This is a genomic window from Variovorax sp. J31P179 (assembly GCF_030316985.1).
Lineage (GTDB): Bacteria > Pseudomonadota > Gammaproteobacteria > Burkholderiales > Burkholderiaceae_C > Variovorax > Variovorax ginsengisoli_B.
This window is the reverse complement of record NZ_JASZYL010000004.1, coordinates 526,553-545,887: the sequence shown is the minus strand read 5'-3', so window position 1 is coordinate 545,887 and position 19,335 is coordinate 526,553. Positions and strand designations below refer to the sequence as shown.

The following is a 19,335-nucleotide window of genomic DNA, read 5'->3' as shown; positions in this document are numbered from 1 at the left end:
CGCGCGGCGCTCAGCCCTTCACGCACACCACCTGCTTCAGGGTGTGGACGACCTCGACCAGGTCCTGCTGCGCCGCCATCACCGCATCGATGTCCTTGTACGCGGCCGGCGTTTCGTCGATCACGTCGCGGTCCTTGCGGCATTCGACGCCTTCGGTCGCGGCGCGGTGGTCGGCCAGCGTGAAGCGGCGCTTGGCCTCGCCGCGGCTCATCACGCGGCCGGCGCCGTGCGAGCAGCTGTCGAAGCTGTCGGCATGGCCCTTGCCGCGCACGATGTAGCTGCGCGCGCCCATGCTGCCGGGGATGATGCCCAGCTGCCCGGCCTTCGCGCTGACCGCGCCCTTGCGGGTCACGTAGACGTCCTCGCCGAAGTGGTGCTCCTTCTGCACGTAGTTGTGATGGCAATTGACCGCCTCGACGTGGCTCTGGAAGCTCTTGCGGATCACCGTCTTCGCGGCCTCGATCACGCGCCGCATCATCACTTCGCGGTTGACGGCCGCGAACTTCTGCGCCCAGCCCACCGCGCGCACGTAGTCGCCGAAGTAGCGGCTCCCTTCCTCGAAATAGGCCAGGTCGCGGTCGGGCAAGTTCACCTGCTGGCGCATCGCATCCTGCTTGGCCAGTTCGATGAACATCGTGCCGATGAAGTTGCCGACGCCGCGCGAACCCGAGTGCAGCATGAACCACACGAAGCCCGCTTGGTCGAGGCAGACCTCGATGAAGTGGTTGCCGGAGCCCAGCGTGCCCAGGTGCTGGATGTGGTTGGTCTTGGCCAGCTTCGGGTAGTCGCGGCACAGGGCCGTGAACTCGGGTTCGAGCGGCGCCCATGCGGTGTCGACCGACCCCGGCGTCTTCTGCCACGCCCCGGGATCGCGCGCGCCCGGCTTGCGGCCGTGCGGCACGGCACGCTCGATGGCCGAGCGCAGCGGGCCCAAGTTGTCAGGCAGGTCAGTGGCCACCAGCGTGGTCTTGCAGGCGATCATTCCGCAGCCGATGTCCACGCCCACCGCGGCCGGGATGATGGCGCGCAGGGTCGGGATCACCGAGCCCACGGTGGCGCCGATGCCGACGTGCACGTCGGGCATGGCCGCGATGTGCCTGAAGACGATCGGCAGGCGCGCCGCATGGCTCAGCTGGCGTCGGGCCTCGTCTTCGACCGGCACGCCGCGCGTCCACATCTTGATGGGTACGCCGCCACCGACTTCTTCCTCGATGTAGTTCTTGTCGTTCATGGTGCTTCTCCTTGTGCGGCCGTCGCGCATCACGCCACGTGCAGCTCGCCGCGCCGCAGGCGCGAGCCGATGCGCTCGATGCGGCGCCAGCCGCTGTTGTCGTTGAGGGTGATCCAGCGCCGCTCCTCGGAACGGTAGAACCAGTCCTTGTCCTGCTGGTAGTACACCTGTGCGCCGCTGGCTTCCCAGATGTTGGCGATCTCGTTGCTGTGCGCGCGCTGCTCGTCGAAGTCGGTGGTGGCCTTCTGGCCCATCTCGCTGTAGAGCGCGTTGAGCTGCAGCAGCAGCGCGGCGACCTCGGCCGGCATGCGCTCGGCGGCCAGGCCGATCTTCACCGCCTCGTCCAGCAGGATCGGATAGTTGTGCGAAGGGTACTTGCCGTTGAGTGCGCCCGCAATCGCCTCGGCCTTGGCCTCGTCGGCGACGTGGTAGGCCAGCAGTTCGCGGCACAGCATGATCGACAGCGACTCGGCCCGGTCGACCGCGCCGATCACCAGCGGATGCACGTACTGGAACAGCGACTTGTAGGCGTTCTCGGGCACCTCGCCTTGCTGATCGCGCCACAGGCGGATCACGCGCTGCAGCTCGTCGAGGCTGACGCCGACGCGGTCGTTGTCCCGGTCGACCGGCGACAGCGAGTGGTTCAGCGAGGTGTCGACCGCGGTGAGATAGGCTGTCGGGCCCATCAGGATCTGGTCCGCGCCAAGCGCCACCATGGTGGCGGCCGACGCGCACTCGAGCGGCACCAGCGCGACCAGCCGGCGGCAGTGCTGCCGCAGCAGGTTCACCAGCCGCAGCGACACCTGGCCGCTGCCGCCGCTCGACTTCAGGAACAGGTAGATCACCTCGTGTTCTCCGAGCCGCTGCAGCACGTGGTACATCGCGACCACGTCGCTGTGGCACACCGAGCCGCGCGGGCCGTTCCAGTAGGCGATGAGCGGCGCACCGAGCTGCTCGGCCAGCTGGGCGATCAGCGCCTGCGTCTTGCCGAACAGCACCGGAGGCTGCTTGATCTTGACCGGCATCTCGATGGCCGGGAGTTGTTCGTTCTTCATGTTGTTCTCTTTCAGTTGATGGGGCTGCTCAGCGCAGCCTCGGACGCCGTGGCGCCCGAGCCGCGCCAGCGTCAGCTCAGCCGCGATCCCTTCGGCAGGCGCGCGGCCAGCCACTCGTGCACGTCGGCGCGGATCTGCCGGCCCTCGAGCAGGAAGCCCTCGAAACGGCTCGGCACGTAGGGCAGGTAGACCAGCGGCATGCGCGCCTCTTCCGGCGTGCGGTCGGCCTTGCGGCCGTTGCACGCGCCGCAAGCGGCGACGAGGTTCATCCAGGTCCAGCCGCCGCCGCGCGATTCGGGCACGATGTGCTCGCACTGCAGATCGCGCTCCGTGAAGCGCTGGGCGCAGTAGGCGCAGGTCATGCGGTCGCGGCGCAAGAGCTTGCGCTTGCTGAAGGCCGGTGCGACGTCGAACAGGTTGACGCGCGAGGCGCCAGCCAACGCGATGATGGGATGCACGTCGATGACCGACTGGCGGCCACGCGCGACACTGAAGCCGCCGCGCAGCGTGGCCAGCGGACCATCGCCATCGACCCATGCGACCGAGCCCGTGGCCACATGCAGCGCCGCGTGCTCGAGCGAGATCCACGCCTGCGGCGTGCCCTGGATGTCGAGTTGCAGCACGTGGCTGTGGTGTGGGTGCATGGGTGGCCTCCTTTCATGGCCGGGTCGGGGGAAATGGTTGGGAGAATGGGGTGCACGAACGGAATCGAACCGTCGTCAGCGGGATCACGACCAGCGGCTCTGCCATTGAGCTACGCGCACCATGATCACCACTCGCCCAGTTCTCTCACGCGTTGGTCGAGATCCATGCGCCCGAGGCGATCCGGCGCCTGCCGGCGGAAAATCAGGGCGCCGAGACGCCTTGCCACGGCGAGAGCCAGCGGATCGCGTGGCTTGGCTGGCCGCACGACGATCGTGCGAATGGGGGTGTTGCATGTGCGCATGGCGGCTCCTGTGATGAAGTTGAGTTGGCGTTCCGCAGGGGAGTCGAACCCCTGACTTCCTCCTGGACAGGGAGGCACTCTGGCCACTGAGTTAGCGGAACAAGGTCTGGTCCGTGCGGCAGGTTTCGAACCTGCGGCCTCGTGCTCCCAAAGCACGCGCGCTGCCTGCTGCGCCACACACGGCAAAACTGAAGATGGCGTCTCGTGCGGGGGTCGAACCCGCGATCTTCGGGATGAAAGCCCGATGTCCTTGGCCACTAGACGAACGAGACAAGAAGAGAAAGTTGGTGCCCCAGGGGAGAGTCGAACTCCCAGGATTCCGCTTCTGAGGCGGACACGTCTGCCGGTTCCGTCACCGGGGCCTTGAACGATCCATTTCGGTTGTGGCCTCACGCGATGAGCCACGCGTTGCGCGCGCGGCCCCGTCGACATCGCTGCACAGGGGTGATCAAGCCCCTGCACATCCCGCCAGGCCGTCCACGCGGCTGATCCCTGGCGGTGGGGTGAAGTCACACCCGAAATGGAGCGGGCACCGGGCGCAAGTCCCGGGGTCCGCATCGTGCGAAGCGGCGATCCGGTCCAGTGTCCGGTCGCGCCTCGCGGCAAATTCTTAAGGAGCATCCACCGGATTCAGACCACGGTGCGTGCAGCGCGATCACTGCAGAAAAACAAAAAGGCCCGGAACCTTTCGGTGTCCGGGCCTCTGCAATAGAGAGCTTGGAGGTACGCGCCTACGCGCTCCCTCCACCCGGTGGCACTTGATCCTCATACGCCTTGGCCCACAAGCTGGCTTGCGTGGCGTGCATGGGGTTCAGGCGCAGATCGAATTTCGACGGCAGGTTGCCGAGGTCGTGGCACGACGAGACGCACACGAACGTCCGGCCCGATGCGGGTCGAATGCTGGTGTGGCTCAGAGCTGCGTTCACGTTGGTTCCTGCTTGCGTTGATGAAATTCGTGCGGCTTGGGCCGCGAAGGAAGTGGACTGTAAATAGTCTTTACTGCGGCGTCAACAGGCTCGACAATCTTTTCCTGTCTCGTTGTTGTTGTTTTTGAACAGTGCTCCCTCTCACCGTCATCCGTCGCCGCAATGCGCTGCTGCTCCATCGGCGCTTTCTCGAACAGGCGATCGCCGCCGGCCTGCCAGCCAAGGGCCTCGACCAGGCCTTCGCGAAGAAGCTCGAGATCTCGCCCAGCATGTGGAGCCAGATCAAGAGTTCGCGGCCCATCGGCGACATCCTTGCGCGGCAGATCGAGCGGCACTGCGATGTCGATGCCGGTTGGCTCGACAAGGAGGACCTGGTCGCCGATGCGCCGGATCCCGCGGAGGAGCGCTTCATCGCCGCTGCGCGGCGGGCTTGGCGAAGGGCCAACGCGAAGGGGAAGCGGGAGCTGAGTCGGTCGCTCCGAACGATCACGCTCGGACAAGCGCCTTTGCCGCAACGAGAGTGACGGCCCCGCGTGTCTGTCTTGGCGCTCGCGCAAATTCGGGCCGCATCCTATACTGCGCCCGTCATGTCAAAAAAGGCGTGATCGGGCTTGGACTCCCGTTTGAAATCACTGCGACGAAAGCCGCAGTCACCCCGCAGGTCTGCGGCTTTGTCGTTCGTGTCTCCAGTTTTGGCGGCTCGATGGGCAAGCGCAAGCTTGGCCGGTTTTCATGCAAGTGGTTTCCCGGTAGTCCAAACCCGTCGAGCCGCCGCCCCCGCTTGGACTCGAGGGCGTCGGTTTTAGACAGACCGAAACCCTTGGAGGCCCATTCATGGCTGTTTCCACCCCCGCGTTCGCTCAATCCTCCAGCCGCTCCTCGGCTCGCACCATTCGCGATCCAGTCGCCACCGAGGCAATCGCACCGCGCCCGCACAGCGCAGCATCGCTCGCCTTCAAGGCGCAAGCCGAACTGGACCACTTGTGCGACGTCCAACTCGCCTACGCCTGCATCGAACAGCTGCTCGATCCGGACCGCTCGAGTGACGACGAGGAGATCCAGATCCACGCCACGCGCAGTCAGTTCAGCGCCCTTTTGAGGCTGCTCAACGGGGAATTGAAGCAGCGTCTCGAGTCTGTCGATGCCGCGCTGCAGTCGGTGCGCGACGCCTTGAAGAGCGGTGCCTGACAGGCACTTCCTCCGGTTGACCCAAGACGTGGCGTTCCGTTATTTATGCAGTTGTTGATTTTTATATAAAAAAAGCAACATACTGCGACATGGCCAGCCACTCCCAAAGCACCCAGGAAGACGCCATCCTCGCGCTGGCAGCTGAGCACCCGCTGCTGCGGGCACGCGAACTGCGCGAGCGCGGGCTGCCGACGATCGCACTCAGCCGACTGGTGGGCGCCGGCAAGCTCGAACGCGTCGCTCGCGGCGTCTACAGCCGGCCGGGGCGCGCAATCAGCGAGCATCGCTCGTTGGCCGAGATTGCGCTGCGCGTCCCGCGCGGTGTGGTGTGCCTGCTGTCGGCGCTGCGGGTGCACGGGATCGGTACGCAAGCCCCCTCCGCGGTTTGGCTGGCCCTTCCATCCAACGTGCCCGCCCCACGCATCGACCAGCCGGCCCTGCGCGCGATCCGCATGTCCGGTCCGGCGCTCACCGAAGGCATGGAGCATCTGCTGATCGACGGCGTGCAGGTTCCAGTCTTCAACGCGGCGAAGACCGTTGCCGACTGCTTCAAGTACCGCAACAAGATCGGCTTGGACGTGGCCCTCGAGGCACTGCATGACGGCTGGGCGCAGCGCAAGCTGACCATGGACGCGCTCTGGCACTACGCGAGCGTCGATCGGGTCGCCAATGTGATGCGCCCCTATCTCGAAAGCGTCACCCTATGAGTCGCAATGTCGCCGCGTCTGTTCGAGCGCGCCTCAAGCAAATCTCGGACTTCTCGAAGCAGGATTTCAACCTCGTCCTCACGCGCTATGGGCTGGAACGGTTGCTGTACCGGCTGTCCATGTCTCCCCATGCGCCGAACTTCCTGCTCAAAGGTGCGCTGCTGTTCTCGCTCTGGTACGACCATCCGCACCGGCCGACGCGAGACGTCGATCTTCTGGGCTTCGGTCCGGCCGACATCGACTCCGCTGTTGGAGCGTTTCGCGAGATCTGCCGGATCGCAGTTGACGACGGCATCATGTTCGACATCGGATCGATCAAAGGGGCGGAAATCCGTGCAAACAGGTCAAGCGCAACCTCGAGCGGCCACGCACCGAAGCACCGAGCCTGCGAGCTTCGCGGCTTTCGTCGCATGGCTGACGGCGCAAGGGGCGAAGCGCCAGGTGATCGCACTGATGGCGGAATTCGCCGCAATGGCAGGATCGCGCCGCATCGAGTTCCGGCACCTCACCCTGCCACAGATCGACAGCATCGCCGGCGAGAACCGGACCATGTGGGGTTAGCAGCACGGCGGAAACACGCGCGTTGAGAGCATCAGCATCCGCCAAAGATGCATGATCTGGTGCGCAGGCTGCGGGCGTTAGCACAGCCGGATGGCTGCCTGCACGTCTTCACCACGCGCGACGGCAACCCGTACACCCGTACACCGACCGGCTTCGCGTCGACATGGCAGCGTGCGATGGCCAAAGTGCTGGAAGTCAAGGTGATTCCTCACAGGTTCACGCCACGACCTTCGGGCCTACTACACGACCCAGCACAAGGCGCAGTATGGGGTCCTGCCGGAGTTGCACGCCGACACGAAGACGACCGCAAATATCTGTGATCGCTCTCGCGTGTCGTCGCGGTAAGGCCTCAACTCACAGGCCGCGCTAGGCTAGCCCTGACCACGCTGCTGGTAGCGGCCGCTCCTTGCTGGGTCCGCCGAAAGCTTCCCAGATGGAACCGTTTCGGAGCGTCCGTCGACCCTGCACTCCGCCTCGAACGAACAGATCTCGCAGGGCAACTCGATATTCGATTTGATCGGCCTCCGGGATCCGCCAAGCGCTGTGAATCTCCGCATGCGCAGGATTGCCCTCAAGGGCAGCATCCGCTACGCAGTAGCTCTGCTTCCCTTCTCGCGGAAGAAGTTCACGTATGTCGCTTGTGGCGGCTTCAACCACCCCTAGCCAAACACGGTCATCGGCACCAGTCAGGTCTTCGACACACTTGACCAGTTCCGCGTCTGACGCGACTTCAAGGCGCTGCACCGACGCGCCGCGGGTGGCTATGTGTGAGAAGAAACTGGTCTTCAGCTCAAGTCGTTTGAGATGCACGTGCATTGGCACACACACCATGCGAACGATGGTTTCACTCGACTGCACGATGCCGGGGGAGTGCGGCGACAAGGATTCTGACTCGCACGCGCAGTCGGGCTTGCTGTCCACGATCAACCCTACGCGGTCTAGATCGCTTTCAGTTGCCACGTTCAGCTCAGCGCAGGTCTGCGCTTGCGTACTCATGCCGAGGGCAGCAGCACTCCGAGCGCCGCGGGGATCGACGCTCCATCCAAAGCGACGACGCCCTTGTGTTTGTTGGCGCCCACGGCAAAGTAATAGGCGACAACGCCGTTGGCAAGAAACTCCAACTCGCCATAGGACCCCTCGCCGGACCAGGCAAGTCCTGCACGGCCACTGGCGTGAAGAAGCGGCTCAGGCATCTCAACATTTTCGGGCAAGAGGCAGACGAAGTTGCCCGCAGCACGCAATGAACTGATGACAGGCGCTGCTGCTCCTTCACCATCCCAATTCGCCTTGTACTGCTCCAAGCCGCGAATAGAAGCAATCAGATGCTCCTGTTCGGTCGTCGCTCGCGAATACGCCTGCTTCTCTTCGGGCAAGACATCCTCGACATAGAGGAACAGGTGTCCGTCGGTCGTGGCGTCCTGCCAGTACGAGGAACTTCCAAACTGGGAGCGAAATTGGTCAGTCCCAGTGCGCATGTTGGCGGTCGCTTCTGCATGCGATGGCACAGCCGTGACGAAGCAACTCGCTGCGATCGCCGCGAGTGCTTTCGTCCTGTAGTCGGAGGTGGTGCTAGCCTGCATTTGCGTTCATGCCTACGCGAACAGCGTATTCGTCACTAAGTATTTCAGAGAATACACGTTTTAGCTCAGTGTGCAACGCCGGAAATGATTCACTCGCGACACCCATCGCACTCTTGCAGTCAACTTTTCGCGGCTTGTAGCCTGGCTGGTTGAAGCGATCTGTGATGACGGTGCTTATCCGCACAACACGATGAGTATCAAGGGTGCTCGGCGGCCGATGCATTGCCTCGTCGATGCAATCGATGTCGACAACCTCCAACCGCTTCGCCTCCGGAGAGGCTGTGCGGAACTGGCCCGAATGACAGTGCCAAAGATCATCTGATTCCAAACTGCGAGGAGCTAGGTACGGTGAACCTGGTCTGAAAAGCGGGCCGGGGCGACACTTGTCGGGGCGACCAGTCCAAAGAAATTTGTCGATATAGTGCAGCGCGAACGCGGATACAGACGCTTCGCCCAAGACGGGAAGGATCTCAGATATGTAGGTTTGAGCCTCTGTCCAGATGGCGTCCCACCGCGTGTAGGCCTGAGTGCGAAACACCAAAGACTGCCTGTCTAGTCTCAACTCGCGCAGCACAACCCCAGCTTCATCGGTGGCAAAACGCACATGTCCGTCGGCCGGAGCGTTCTGCGTTTGGGCCATGGGAATGACACCCCCGGGCCCAAACTGAAACCCGACGCCTCGGATATCGTGAAACCCCTTCAGCTTCGACTGAAAGCTCGCCATAGCACCGATGCCTGCGCGAATCGCCTCGTCAGACAGCGGCTGTTCAAACTGGATAGTGGCCACCAACTGCTCGATCGCATGCGCGTCGTGCAGTGGCTCAAAACGGTCCTGAGCTCCCTCAGTTGCCATCGTTACTCCTCGGAACTTCCTCGTGTGCCAACGAGGTTACCACCGCAACATTCGCCATGAATTCCCACCACGGGAATAAAACGACAAAGGCGCTACAACTTTGAAAGTTGTAGCGCCTTGTGGAATTTGGTGGCCTGGGGCGGAATCGAACCACCGACACGCGGATTTTCAATCCGCTGCTCTACCAACTGAGCTACCGGGCCTTGGTGTGCAGCCCGCGATTATACAGCGCTTCTGCGCCCTCGCGAAAGATCGACGCCAAGTTGCTTGAGTTTTCTGTACAGATGGGTGCGCTCGAGCCCGGTCTTCTCGGCCACGCGGGTCATCGAGCCGTTCTCCATCGCGAGGTGGAATTCGAAGTACGCCTTCTCGAAGCCGTCGCGCGCATCGCGCAGCGGGCGGTCGAGGTCGAAGCTCTGGGTCGACTGCGGACCCAGGTCGGCAGCCGGCTGCATGGGTGCGGCCGGCACCAGCGCGCTGTCGCCCACCGTCGTGACGACGGCGGCGAAGCTGCTCGCGGGCGGCACCACGCTGGCCGCGGCGCGGCGGGCGCTTTCGCGCGCCAGGCCCTGCTCGACCGCCTTCAGCAGCTTCTGCAGGGTGATCGGTTTCTCGAGGAAGGCAAAGGCGCCGATGCGCGTGGCATCGACCGCGGTGTCGATCGTCGCATGGCCGCTCATCATGACCACCGGCATGCTCAGCAACCCGGCCGCCGACCACTCCTTGAGCAAGGTCACGCCATCGGTGTCCGGCATCCAGATGTCGAGCAGGACCAGGTCGGGACGGGCCCGCTGTCGCGCGGCGCGCGCTTCGGCCGCGTTCTCGGCGAGCTCCACGTTATGGCCTTCGTCATTGAGAATTTCGAAGAGCAGGTCCCGGATGCCCAGCTCGTCGTCGACCACGAGGATGTTTGCCATGTGTGCTTGAGTTGTGCGCGTTGTAGTTAGAGTAATCAGTTCGTTTGCGGATCCATGCCCGCCCGGCGCCGCCCGCGCTCAGAGAAGGGTGGATGACTTCGAATCTTCGGTGTGAGCGACCGCTCCCTGCGGCTGTGCTGCAAGCGCGAATGATAACGAGACTTGCGCACCCGCCACAGCCCCCTCGACCATGCGGTTCGAAAGTTCGATCCGGGCGCCGTGCTCGTCCGCGATCTTCTTGACCACCGCCAGGCCCAGCCCGGTGCCCTTGGCCTTGGTCGTGACGTAGGGCTCGAAGGCCCGCTTGAGGATGTGCTCGGCGAAACCGGCACCGCTGTCCTGCACCGTGAGGCGCACCCGCTGGCCGGATTCACCAAGCCGGGTGCGGATCACGACCTCGGCGGCCTGCCCGGTCCGCCCGGCATTCGCCTCGGCCGCGTCCTGGGCGTTTTGCAACAGGTTGTGAATCACCTGCCGGATCTGCTGCTCGTCGGCACGGATCGGCGGGCAGCGCTCGTCGAGCTCGGGGCGCAGCGCCACCGTCGCGTTCTCGTGCGGATAGAGATGCAGCACGTCCAGAACCAGCGCGTTCAGGTCGACCGGCCGGAGGTCGGCGGCAGGCAACCGCGCATAGTCGCGAAACTCGTTGACCAGCCTCTTCATGGCATCGACCTGGTCGACGATGGTCTTGACCGACTTGGTGAGGATCGCCTGCTCGGGCTGGGCGACCTTGCCCGAGAGCTTCATCTCGAGCCGTTCGGCCGAGAGCTGGATCGGCGTCAGCGGGTTCTTGATCTCGTGCGCCAGCCGCCGCGCCACTTCGCCCCAGGCCTGCGCGCGCTGGGCCGAGACGATTTCGGAGATGTCGTCGAACACCAGCAGCCGCTCGGCGCCCGGCAGCTCGGCGCCGCGGGCCACGATGTTGATCGTGTCCTGCCCCATGGCGTCGCCGCCGGCATGCAGTTCGAAGGCGTGCTGCCAGTGGTCGAGGCCATGCTGCAGCCGCTCGACCTCGAAATCGTCGAACTGCTGCTGCACGTTCTGCGCGAATTCCGCCAGGCCCGGGACCTCGGCCAGCTGCTGGCCTTCGAAGGCCGCCAGCGGCGCCCGCAGGACGCGGGTCGCGCCCGGGTTGGTCGAGCGGATGAAGCCGCGGGCGTCGAGCACGATCACGCCCGAGGTCAGGTTGTCCAGGATGGTCTGCAGGTTCGAGCGGGCGGCATCGAGCTCGCCCATGGTCTTCTCGACCACGCTGCGCGCATCGGCCAGCTGCTGCGTCATGACCGCGAAGGAACGCGTGAGCCCGCCGAGCTCGTCGCGGCCCTGGAGCACCGCGGTGGGCCGCAGGTCGCCGGCGGCCACCTGGCGCACGCCATCGGCCAGCACCAGCAGCGGCCGGGCCAGCTGGGTGCCGAACAGCACGGCCAGCAGCACGGCACCGAAGACCGCCAGGAACAACGTCAGGGTCAGCGTGCCGATGTACATCCGGCGCAGGCCCTCGCGCGCCAGCGCCCGCTCCTGGTACTCGCGGTTGGCCTCCTGCACCGCCAGGGCATTGCTCACGACCGCCGGCGGCAGCGGCTGGGTGACCTGCAAAAAGCGCGGCTCGGTGTTGAACTCGAAGCCCTGGCTCTGCACCAGCGCCAGCGCCCTGACGCTGGCGACCGGTGCCGGCGCACCCGGCATCGGCGTCTCGTCGAGTCCCTCGATGTGGGCGACGGCGCGATCGCCGCGGACCTGCCGCAGCTGCTGCTGGTTCGGCCGCTCGGGGCTCAGCTGGAAGCGCGAGGCGCCCGCGCTGGCCACCAGCTGGCCGCTGCCGGTCCAGAGGATGACGTCGGTGGCGCCCAATTGGTCGCGGATGCGCTCGAGCACCAGCCCGGCGCGGGCGTCCGGCACGTTGGCCAGCTGCGCGCTGGCGGTGCGTGTCTTGTTCGCGAGGTCGTCGGCCAGCGAGTCGAGCGTGGCGCGCCCCAGGTTCAGGCCGGCGTCGAGCGCCCCTTCGACCTTGACGTCGAACCAGCTCTCGATCGAGCGGGCGACGAACTGGTAGGAGACGACGTACACCAGCAGGCCCGGCACCACGCCGACCAGCGCGAAGATCATGGCCAGGTTGATCAGCAGCCGGCTGCCGAACTTGCCCTGCCGAAGCCGGCGCAGCAGCCGGAACGCGACCCAGCCGATGACGATGACCAGCACCGCCGCCACCACCACGTTGATGCCGAACAGGCGGGTGTAGTTGCGCTCGTAGAGGGCCCGGTTGTTGGTGGCCTGCGCCAGCAGGAACATCAGCACCAGGCCGATCGCCGTGACCAGCGCGGCCACCACCCCGATGGCCCAGCGGATGGCACGCGATCGCCGCGCCGCCGGCGACGCCCGCGGCGCGACCCGCGGGTCGGTGCTCACTTCGACTTCTCCAGCGGCAGCCGGGCGTTCTTCTCGACCGAGATGTTCCAGTCGCTCTGGCCGACCGCGCCGATCTGGAACGGCCGCGGCAGCTGGGAGGTGTCGAGCCGGAAGCGGAAGCTCACGGCATGCGAGGGGTCGTCGCCGATCTCGGCCAGGTCGCCGAGCCGCAGCCGGCCGACCCGGCTGATGACCTCGAGCGCATCGGCCAGGGTGTCGAAGTTCTGGTTCAGCGAGACGCCGAAGCCGGAATTGGTGATGGGAACAGGGGACACGTTGAGGCGCCATCGGCGGGTCAGGGGCTGGTAGGCCAGCCGCATGTAGCGCGCCGCCTGAGCCACTTTGAGATCGGTCCAGTACCAACGTTCCCGGTACAGCTCGGCTTCGGCCACGAAATAGATCGCGATGCCCTTCTCGAGCACCTCCTCGACCACCGGCGCCAGGTCGAACTGGACCTGGGCCGTGAGGTAGACGCCGTCGTCGGCCTGCTCCAGCCGCAGCTGCGTGATCGCCGCGTTGCGCGAGTCGGCCCGTGCGGTGCCGGTCAGCCAGGCCGACAAGGCAACGACGAGGATCAGGAGCGCAGCCAGCCGCACCGGCCAGCGCCTTTCAGCGGGGCAGCTTTTCAAGCAGCGCGTAGAAGAAACCGTCGTGGTCACCCAAGGCATTGTCCGGGACGCCACGCGCATTCCCGCCGCTTTGGGGCAGCAAATGGCCCGGCGAAGGCAGCAAACGGGCATCGGTGTTGTGTGCAAGGAACGCCTCGATCTGGTGCGCACCTTCCTCGAAAAACACCGAACAGGTGCAATACAGCAGGCGCCCGCCCGGCCGGACCAGCGGCCACAGGCCGGCCAGCAGCATCGCCTGCTGGAGCGCCAGCTGCTCGATGTCGCTTTCGCGCCGCAGCCAGCGCACGTCGGGGTGGCGGCGGACGATGCCCGAAGCGGTGCATGGGGCGTCGAGCAAGATGGCATCGAAAGCCCGGCCGTCCCACCAGTCGGCCGGGCGCGAGGCGTCGGCGACCACGACCTTGGCGCCGAGGCCGAGCCGCGCCAGGGTCTCGTCGATGCGCCGGGCGCGGACCGGATCGACTTCCAGCGCCGTGACCTCGATGGCCGCACTGCCGGCCGCCTCGAGCAGGTGCGCCGTCTTGCCGCCCGGTGCCGCGCAGGCGTCCAGCACCCGCAGCGGCGCATCGCGGCGCAGGTCGAGGCCGGACAGCAGCAAGGGGGCGGCGACCTGGGCCGCCGCATCCTGCACCGAGCATTCGCCCTCGGCGAATCCGGGAATCTGGCTCACCGGCCGGGCCCGCGCGAGCTGCAAGCCGCTGGCGGCGACCGGCACCGACGCCAGCTGCGCGGCCGCCAGGCCCTGGCGGAAGGCGGCGACGCTGGTCTTGCGCAGGTTGACGCGCAAGGTCATCGGCGCCTGGTTGTTGTCGGCCGCCAGCACGCGCTGCCAGTCGCGCGGATGCTGGCGCTTCAGCCGCTCGATCCACCAGCGCGGGTGGTTCCACTGCGCGACCGGTTCGCGGTCGGTGATCGACACCAGCTCGTCGCGCTCGCGCAGGAAGCGCCGCAGGCAGGCGTTGACGAAGCTGGCCTGGGCCCGGGTTCCCGGATTGCGCTTGGCGGCCTCGACCGCCTGGTCGACCAGCGTGAAGGGCTCGTAGGGCGAACGCTCGCCGTCCCAGGCCAGGGCCAGCGCCGTGCACAGCAGGGCGTCGGCCGCCGGCGGCGGGGTCCGCTTGGCCAGCTGGCGCCGCAGCGCCTCGGCCCGGCCGAGCCAGCGCAGCACCTGGAAACCCAGCGCCTGGACGCCCGGACGCAGGCCCGGCTCGACGGCCTCGAAGGCGACCGAGCCCGACACGCCGGCGCGGATCGAGGCGAGCGCCGCGGCGGTCAGCTGCAACTGGCGCCACAGCGGCGGGGAAGCCTGTGGCGAATCGGAAATGGGGTCTGAATGATCTGGCAACTTGGGTCGATGGTAAGGGCGCTGGGGACAAGGAGGGCGGCGTCGCCGGCCGAGCGGCTCAGCGCAACGGGGCCGCAGGCCGCAGCTGCATGATCCACGCCACCATGAGCGCTGGAAACTGGCCGATCGCCGCGTTGTACTGCGCCACCGCCAGGTTGAACTGGCCGCGGGCGATTTCCGCCGCGGCGGAAGGCTCGGGCCAGGCGATCGGTGCGCTGTCGGGCAGCAGCTCGTCCTTGCCGTTCAGCGGCGCGGGACGCGACAGTGTGCCGTCGGCCTCGAAGCTGACGACCGCCTCCGGATGCAGGCGCTGCCAGGCCGCCACCATCACGTGCAGGGCGGTGCCCAGCGCGGCGATTCCGGCCGGGTCGAGCGCCCGCAGGCGGGTGGCGGCCAGCAAGGTGGCGAGCTGGCCCGAGGCCGCCTGCAGCGAAGCATCGGATGGCGGTTCGGCTCCCGCTGCATCGGTCGTATCGGCCTCGGCCGCACGCGCCTGCACGAACTCGACCTGCCGCACCAGCGCGGCGTCGAGCGTCGCATAGGCCTGCAGGGCGCCCGAACGCAGCCGCATCAGCCGGTTGTAGGCGCCGACGAACCAGAACAGCGCCAACGCGCCGCCGATCCAGAACGGCAGGGAGTCCGGCATGCCGTTCATGGCGCGGGCTTCCGTGCCAAAGAAAAAGCCCCCGATCCGCGGGCGGAAAGGGGGCTTCGGATTCCGGTCATGGCCGGAGATGCTAACCAGTTATTCGGTCGCGGTGCCTTCGCTGGCATCGACCGTGGTGATCGCCTCTTCGGTCGCGCTGCCGGCGCCGGCCAGTTCGGCCGCTTCCGACTCGGCGATCGCGCGGCGCTCGGCCTCGTCCATCGCGTCCTTGACCTTGCGTGCCTGGTGGTACGCCATGCCGGTGCCCGCGGGGATCAGGCGGCCGACGATGACGTTTTCCTTCAGGCCGCGCAGTTCGTCGCGCTTGCCCATGATCGCGGCTTCGGTCAGCACGCGCGTCGTTTCCTGGAACGATGCGGCGCTGATGAAGCTGTCGGTCGACAGCGATGCCTTCGTGATACCCAGCAGCAGGTTGGTGAACGTCGCGGGGATCTTGCCAGCGGCGCGCAGGGCGTCGTTGGTGTTGAGCATCTCGCTGCGTTCGACCTGTTCACCGGCGATGTAGTTGGTGTCGCCGACGTTCTCGACCACGACCCGGCGCAGCATCTGGCGAACGATCACCTCGATGTGCTTGTCGTTGATCTTCACGCCTTGCAAGCGGTACACGTCCTGCACTTCGTCCACGATGTAGCGCGCCAGTTCTTCCGAACCCAGCAGGCGCAGGATGTCCTGCGGGTCCGCCGGGCCGTCGACCACGCTCTCGCCCTTGTTCACCACCTGGCCTTCGTGCACCAGGATGTTCTTTTCCTTCGGCACGAGGTCTTCCCAGACGGTGCCTTCGGGATCGGTGATCTGCAGGCGGATCTTGCCCTTGGTCTCCTTGCCGAACGACACGGTACCGGTCATCTCGGCCAGCATGCCCTTGTCCTTCGGCGAACGGGCTTCGAACAGCTCGGCCACGCGCGGCAGACCGCCGGTGATGTCGCGGGTCTTCTGGCCTTCGACCGGTATCCGCGCCAGCACTTCGCCGGGGCCCACGTCCTGGCCGTCACGCACCTGCACCAGCGCGCCGATCGGGAAGCCGATCGTCACCGAGTGGTCGGTGCCGGGGATCTTGACCTCGGCGCCCGAGGCGTCGATCAGCTTCACTTGCGGACGCACGACCTTGGCAGCGCCGCGGCGCTTCGGGTCGATCACGACCAGGGTCGACAGGCCGGTGACTTCGTCCACCTGCTTGGCGACCGTGAGGCCTTCCTCGACGTTCTCGAACTTCGTCTTGCCGGCGAATTCCGTGATGATCGGGCGGGTCAGCGGGTCCCAGTTGGCCAGCACGTGGCCGGCCTTGATGGTCTGGTCGGCCTTCACTGCCAGGATGGCGCCGTACGGCACCTTGTGGCGTTCGCGCTCGCGGCCGTGCTCGTCATGGATGACGATTTCGCCCGAACGCGAGATCACGACCAGCTCGCCCTTGCTGTTGGTCACGTAGCGCATCGTGGCGTTGAAGCCGATCGAACCGTTCGACTTGGCTTCGACGCTCGAGGCCACCGCCGCACGCGACGCCGCACCACCGATGTGGAAGGTCCGCATCGTCAGCTGCGTGCCGGGTTCGCCGATCGACTGGGCGGCGATCACGCCGACCGCTTCGCCGTTGTTGACCAGGCCGCCGCGGCCGAGGTCGCGGCCGTAGCACTTGGCGCAGATGCCGAAGCGCGTGGCGCAGGTCAGCGCCGTGCGCACCTTGACTTCGTCGACGCCGTCGGCTTCGAGCGCTTCGATCAGGTCTTCGTCGAGCATGTCGCCGGCGTTGGCCAGCACCGCACGCGTTTCCGGGTGCAGCACGTCCTCGGCCGCGGTGCGGCCCAGGATGCGGTCGCGCAGCGATTCGATGACTTCACCGCCTTCGACGATCGCGCGCATCACGGCACCTTCGTGGGTGCCGCAATCCTGCTCGATCACGACCAGGTCCTGCGTCACGTCGACCAGGCGGCGCGTCAGGTAACCCGAGTTAGCGGTCTTCAGCGCCGTGTCGGCCAGACCCTTTCGGGCACCGTGGGTGGAGATGAAGTACTCCAGCACGTTCAGGCCTTCGCGGAAGTTCGCCGTGATGGGCGTCTCGATGATCGAGCCGTCCGGCTTGGCCATCAGGCCCCGCATGCCGGCCACCTGGCGGATCTGCGCGGCGGAACCGCGAGCGCCCGAGTCGGCCATCATGTAGATCGAGTTGAACGACTCCTGCTCGACTTCCTTGCCGTGGCGGTCGGTGACGGTCTGCTTCGACAGCTTGGCCATCATGACCTTCGACACTTCGTCGCCGGCCTTGCCCCAGATGTCGACCACCTTGTTGTAGCGCTCGCCGGAGGTCACGAGACCGGAGACGTACTGCTGCTCGATCTCCTTCACTTCCTTGGCCGAGCGGTCGATGATGCCGTGCTTTTCAGCGGGCACCAGCATGTCGTCGATCGCGATCGAGATACCGGCCTTGGTCGCCAGGCGGAAGCCGTTCTGCAGCAGCTTGTCGGCGAAGACGACGGTCTCTTTCAAACCGCACTTGCGGAACGAGACGTTGATGAGCTTGGAGATCTCCTTCTTCTTCAGCGCCTTGTTGATGTTCGAGAACGGCAGGCCCTTGGGCAGGATCTCGGACAGCAGCGCACGGCCCACGGTCGTGTCCACCAGCGAGGTCGACGGCACGAACTCGCCCGTTTCCTTGTCCTTGGTGTACTCGGTGATGCGGACCGCGACCTTGGCGGTGAGCTCGACCACGTTGGCGTCGAGCGCGCGCTGGACTTCGCCGATGTCGGAGAAGACCAGGCCCTCGCCCTTGGCGTTGATGCGGTCGCGGGTCGTGTAGTACAGACCCAGCACCACGTCTTGCGAAGGAACGATCGACGGTTCGCCGGAAGCCGGGAACAGCACGTTGTTGGAGGCCAGCATCAGGGTGCGGGCTTCCATCTGCGCTTCGACCGACAGCGGCACGTGGACGGCCATCTGGTCACCGTCGAAGTCGGCGTTGAAGGCCGCGCAGACCAGCGGGTGCAGCTGGATCGCCTTGCCTTCGATCAGGATCGGCTCGAAGGCCTGGATGCCCAGACGGTGCAGCGTAGGCGCACGGTTCAGCATCACCGGGTGTTCCTTGATGACTTCTTCAAGGATGTCCCAGACCACCGGCGTGCCGGATTCCACTTCCTTCTTGGCCGCCTTGATGGTGGTCGCGATGCCCATGGCTTCGAGGCGCGAGAAGATGAAGGGCTTGAACAGCTCGAGCGCCATCAGCTTCGGCAGGCCGCACTGGTGCAGCTTGAGCGTCGGGCCCACCACGATGACCGAACGGCCCGAGTAGTCGACGCGCTTGCCCAGCAGATTCTGGCGGAAGCGGCCGCTCTTGCCCTTGATCATGTCGGCCAGCGACTTCAGCGCGCGCTTGTTGGCGCCCGTCATGGCCTTGCCGCGACGGCCGTTGTCCAGCAGCGAGTCGACCGCCTCTTGCAGCATCCGCTTCTCGTTGCGCGCGATGATCTCCGGCGCCTTCAGTTCGAGCAGGCGGCGCAGGCGCGAGTTGCGGTTGATGACGCGGCGGTACAGGTCGTTCAGGTCCGACGTGGCGAAGCGGCCGCCGTCCAGCGGCACCAGCGGACGCAGGTCCGGCGGCAGCACGGGCAGCACTTCGAGCACCATCCAGTTGGGCTTGATGCCCGACTTGCGGAAGGCTTCCAGCACCTTGAGGCGCTTGGAGTTCTTCTTGACCTTGACTTCGGAGCCGGTCAGGTCGCCGCGAAGCTTCTCGATCTCGCTGTCGATCTCGATGCCTTCGAGCAGGTCCTTGATGCCTTCGGCGCCCATCTTGGCGACGAATTCATCGCCGTATTCCTTGCGCTTCGCGTCGTAGTCGTCCTCGGACATGATGCCGAACTTCTTCAGCGGGGTCATGCCGGGGTCGGTGATCACGTAGGCTTCGAAGTACAGCACGCGTTCGATGTCGCGCAGGGTCATGTCGAGCACCAGGCCCAGACGCGACGGCAGCGACTTCAGGAACCAGATGTGGGCGCAGGGTGCGGCCAGGTCGATGTGACCCATGCGCTCGCGACGCACCTTGGTCTGCGTGACTTCGACGCCGCACTTCTCGCAGATCACGCCGCGGTGCTTCAGGCGCTTGTACTTGCCGCACAGGCACTCGTAGTCCTTGATCGGGCCGAAGATCTTGGCGCAGAAGAGACCGTCGCGCTCGGGCTTGAAGGTCCGGTAGTTGATCGTCTCGGGCTTCTTCACCTCGCCGAAGGACCACGAACGGATCTTCTCGGGCGAGGCCATGCCGATGCGGATGGCATCGAAATGCTCGTCCGGCGTGAATTGCTTGAACAGGTCGAGTAATGACTTCATGTGACTC

The 19,335-nt window shown here is 65.8% G+C and carries 17 protein-coding genes, 6 tRNA genes and 1 pseudogene; 4 read left to right on the top strand and 20 right to left on the bottom strand.

Annotated elements, in window-relative coordinates:
• Window positions 1–10: 10 nt before the first annotated feature.
• The 10 genes from QTI17_RS13700 to QTI17_RS13655 all read right to left on the bottom strand — a co-directional run bounded on the left by QTI17_RS13700 (window position 11) and on the right by QTI17_RS13655 (window position 4,493).
• Complete coding sequence (locus QTI17_RS13700) at window positions 11–1,231, bottom strand: RtcB family protein (protein ID WP_286533759.1); 1,221 nt, start codon at window positions 1,229–1,231, stop codon at window positions 11–13.
• A 29-nt stretch (window positions 1,232–1,260) separates the two neighbouring features.
• Window positions 1,261–2,286 (bottom strand): SDH family Clp fold serine proteinase, encoded by a 1,026-nt coding sequence (locus QTI17_RS13695; RefSeq protein WP_286533758.1) that lies wholly within the window; start codon window positions 2,284–2,286, stop codon window positions 1,261–1,263.
• A 71-nt stretch (window positions 2,287–2,357) separates the two neighbouring features.
• Window positions 2,358–2,930: an HNH endonuclease gene (locus tag QTI17_RS13690; protein WP_286533757.1), complete on the bottom strand. Its 573-nt coding sequence runs from the start codon at window positions 2,928–2,930 to the stop codon at window positions 2,358–2,360.
• A 46-nt stretch (window positions 2,931–2,976) separates the two neighbouring features.
• Window positions 2,977–3,050 (bottom strand) — tRNA-His (locus QTI17_RS13685).
• A gap of 5 nt (window positions 3,051–3,055) precedes the next feature.
• On the bottom strand, window positions 3,056–3,232 hold the full coding sequence (locus tag QTI17_RS13680) for a short-chain dehydrogenase (RefSeq protein ID WP_286533756.1): 177 nt from the start codon (window positions 3,230–3,232) through the stop codon (window positions 3,056–3,058).
• Window positions 3,233–3,257: 25 nt separating this feature from the next.
• Window positions 3,258–3,333: transfer RNA gene (locus tag QTI17_RS13675), tRNA-Asp, on the bottom strand.
• 6 nt (window positions 3,334–3,339) lie between these two features.
• Window positions 3,340–3,415, bottom strand: a tRNA-Pro gene (locus QTI17_RS13670).
• 12 nt (window positions 3,416–3,427) lie between these two features.
• Window positions 3,428–3,504, bottom strand: a tRNA-Glu gene (locus tag QTI17_RS13665).
• A gap of 13 nt (window positions 3,505–3,517) precedes the next feature.
• Window positions 3,518–3,594: transfer RNA gene (locus tag QTI17_RS13660), tRNA-Leu, on the bottom strand.
• Between the two features lie 560 nt (window positions 3,595–4,154).
• Window positions 4,155–4,493: a hypothetical protein gene (locus QTI17_RS13655; protein WP_286533755.1), complete on the bottom strand. Its 339-nt coding sequence runs from the start codon at window positions 4,491–4,493 to the stop codon at window positions 4,155–4,157.
• A 499-nt stretch (window positions 4,494–4,992) separates the two neighbouring features.
• Here QTI17_RS13655 and QTI17_RS13650 point away from each other — a divergent pair, with 499 nt between their 5' ends.
• The 4 genes and pseudogenes from QTI17_RS13650 to QTI17_RS13635 all read left to right on the top strand — a co-directional run bounded on the left by QTI17_RS13650 (window position 4,993) and on the right by QTI17_RS13635 (window position 6,934).
• A complete protein-coding gene (locus tag QTI17_RS13650) occupies window positions 4,993–5,346 on the top strand; it encodes a hypothetical protein (RefSeq protein WP_286533754.1) in 354 nt (117 codons plus the stop codon).
• Window positions 5,347–5,435: 89 nt separating this feature from the next.
• Window positions 5,436–6,053, top strand: a complete 618-nt coding sequence (locus QTI17_RS13645; protein ID WP_286533753.1) for a type IV toxin-antitoxin system AbiEi family antitoxin domain-containing protein — start codon at window positions 5,436–5,438, stop codon at window positions 6,051–6,053.
• Window positions 6,050–6,388, top strand: a pseudogene (locus tag QTI17_RS13640) (nucleotidyl transferase AbiEii/AbiGii toxin family protein); the annotation flags it as partial. The gene QTI17_RS13645 and the pseudogene QTI17_RS13640, both read left to right, overlap by 4 nt.
• Before the next feature lie 273 nt (window positions 6,389–6,661).
• On the top strand, window positions 6,662–6,934 hold the full coding sequence (locus QTI17_RS13635; RefSeq protein WP_286533751.1) for a site-specific integrase: 273 nt from the start codon (window positions 6,662–6,664) through the stop codon (window positions 6,932–6,934).
• Window positions 6,935–6,980: 46 nt separating this feature from the next.
• Here the strand turns inward: QTI17_RS13635 and QTI17_RS13630 are convergent, their stop codons facing one another.
• From QTI17_RS13630 to rpoC, 10 genes are all read right to left on the bottom strand, one after another.
• Entirely contained in the window at window positions 6,981–7,610 is a 630-nt protein-coding gene (locus QTI17_RS13630) for a hypothetical protein (protein WP_286533749.1), read from the bottom strand.
• Window positions 7,607–8,194, bottom strand: a complete 588-nt coding sequence (locus tag QTI17_RS13625; protein WP_286533745.1) for a hypothetical protein — start codon at window positions 8,192–8,194, stop codon at window positions 7,607–7,609. The genes QTI17_RS13630 and QTI17_RS13625 overlap by 4 nt, the downstream gene beginning before the upstream one ends.
• Window positions 8,184–9,047, bottom strand: coding sequence for a TIGR04255 family protein (locus QTI17_RS13620; RefSeq protein WP_286533743.1), 864 nt, complete (start codon window positions 9,045–9,047; stop codon window positions 8,184–8,186). Before QTI17_RS13620 ends, QTI17_RS13625 begins: the two co-directional genes overlap by 11 nt.
• A gap of 127 nt (window positions 9,048–9,174) precedes the next feature.
• Window positions 9,175–9,250: transfer RNA gene (locus QTI17_RS13615), tRNA-Phe, on the bottom strand.
• A gap of 18 nt (window positions 9,251–9,268) precedes the next feature.
• Window positions 9,269–9,964 carry a response regulator gene (locus QTI17_RS13610; protein ID WP_286520082.1) on the bottom strand — a complete coding sequence of 232 codons (696 nt, stop codon included), beginning with the start codon at window positions 9,962–9,964 and terminating at the stop codon, window positions 9,269–9,271.
• Window positions 9,965–10,042: 78 nt separating this feature from the next.
• Complete coding sequence (locus tag QTI17_RS13605; protein WP_286533742.1) at window positions 10,043–12,370, bottom strand: sensor histidine kinase; 2,328 nt, start codon at window positions 12,368–12,370, stop codon at window positions 10,043–10,045.
• The gene (locus QTI17_RS13600) at window positions 12,367–12,966 is read right to left on the bottom strand and encodes a DUF4390 domain-containing protein (protein WP_286533740.1); all 600 of its coding nucleotides are present in this window, start codon (window positions 12,964–12,966) and stop codon (window positions 12,367–12,369) included. The genes QTI17_RS13605 and QTI17_RS13600 overlap by 4 nt, the downstream gene beginning before the upstream one ends.
• 13 nt (window positions 12,967–12,979) lie before the next feature.
• Window positions 12,980–14,344: a 16S rRNA (cytosine(967)-C(5))-methyltransferase RsmB gene (gene rsmB, locus QTI17_RS13595; protein WP_286533738.1), complete on the bottom strand. Its 1,365-nt coding sequence runs from the start codon at window positions 14,342–14,344 to the stop codon at window positions 12,980–12,982.
• Between the two features lie 58 nt (window positions 14,345–14,402).
• The gene (locus QTI17_RS13590) at window positions 14,403–14,999 is read right to left on the bottom strand and encodes a LemA family protein (RefSeq protein WP_286533736.1); all 597 of its coding nucleotides are present in this window, start codon (window positions 14,997–14,999) and stop codon (window positions 14,403–14,405) included.
• Window positions 15,000–15,089: 90 nt separating this feature from the next.
• Window positions 15,090–19,328, bottom strand: coding sequence for a DNA-directed RNA polymerase subunit beta' (rpoC, locus tag QTI17_RS13585; RefSeq protein WP_286533735.1), 4,239 nt, complete (start codon window positions 19,326–19,328; stop codon window positions 15,090–15,092).
• Window positions 19,329–19,335: the final 7 nt, after the last annotated feature.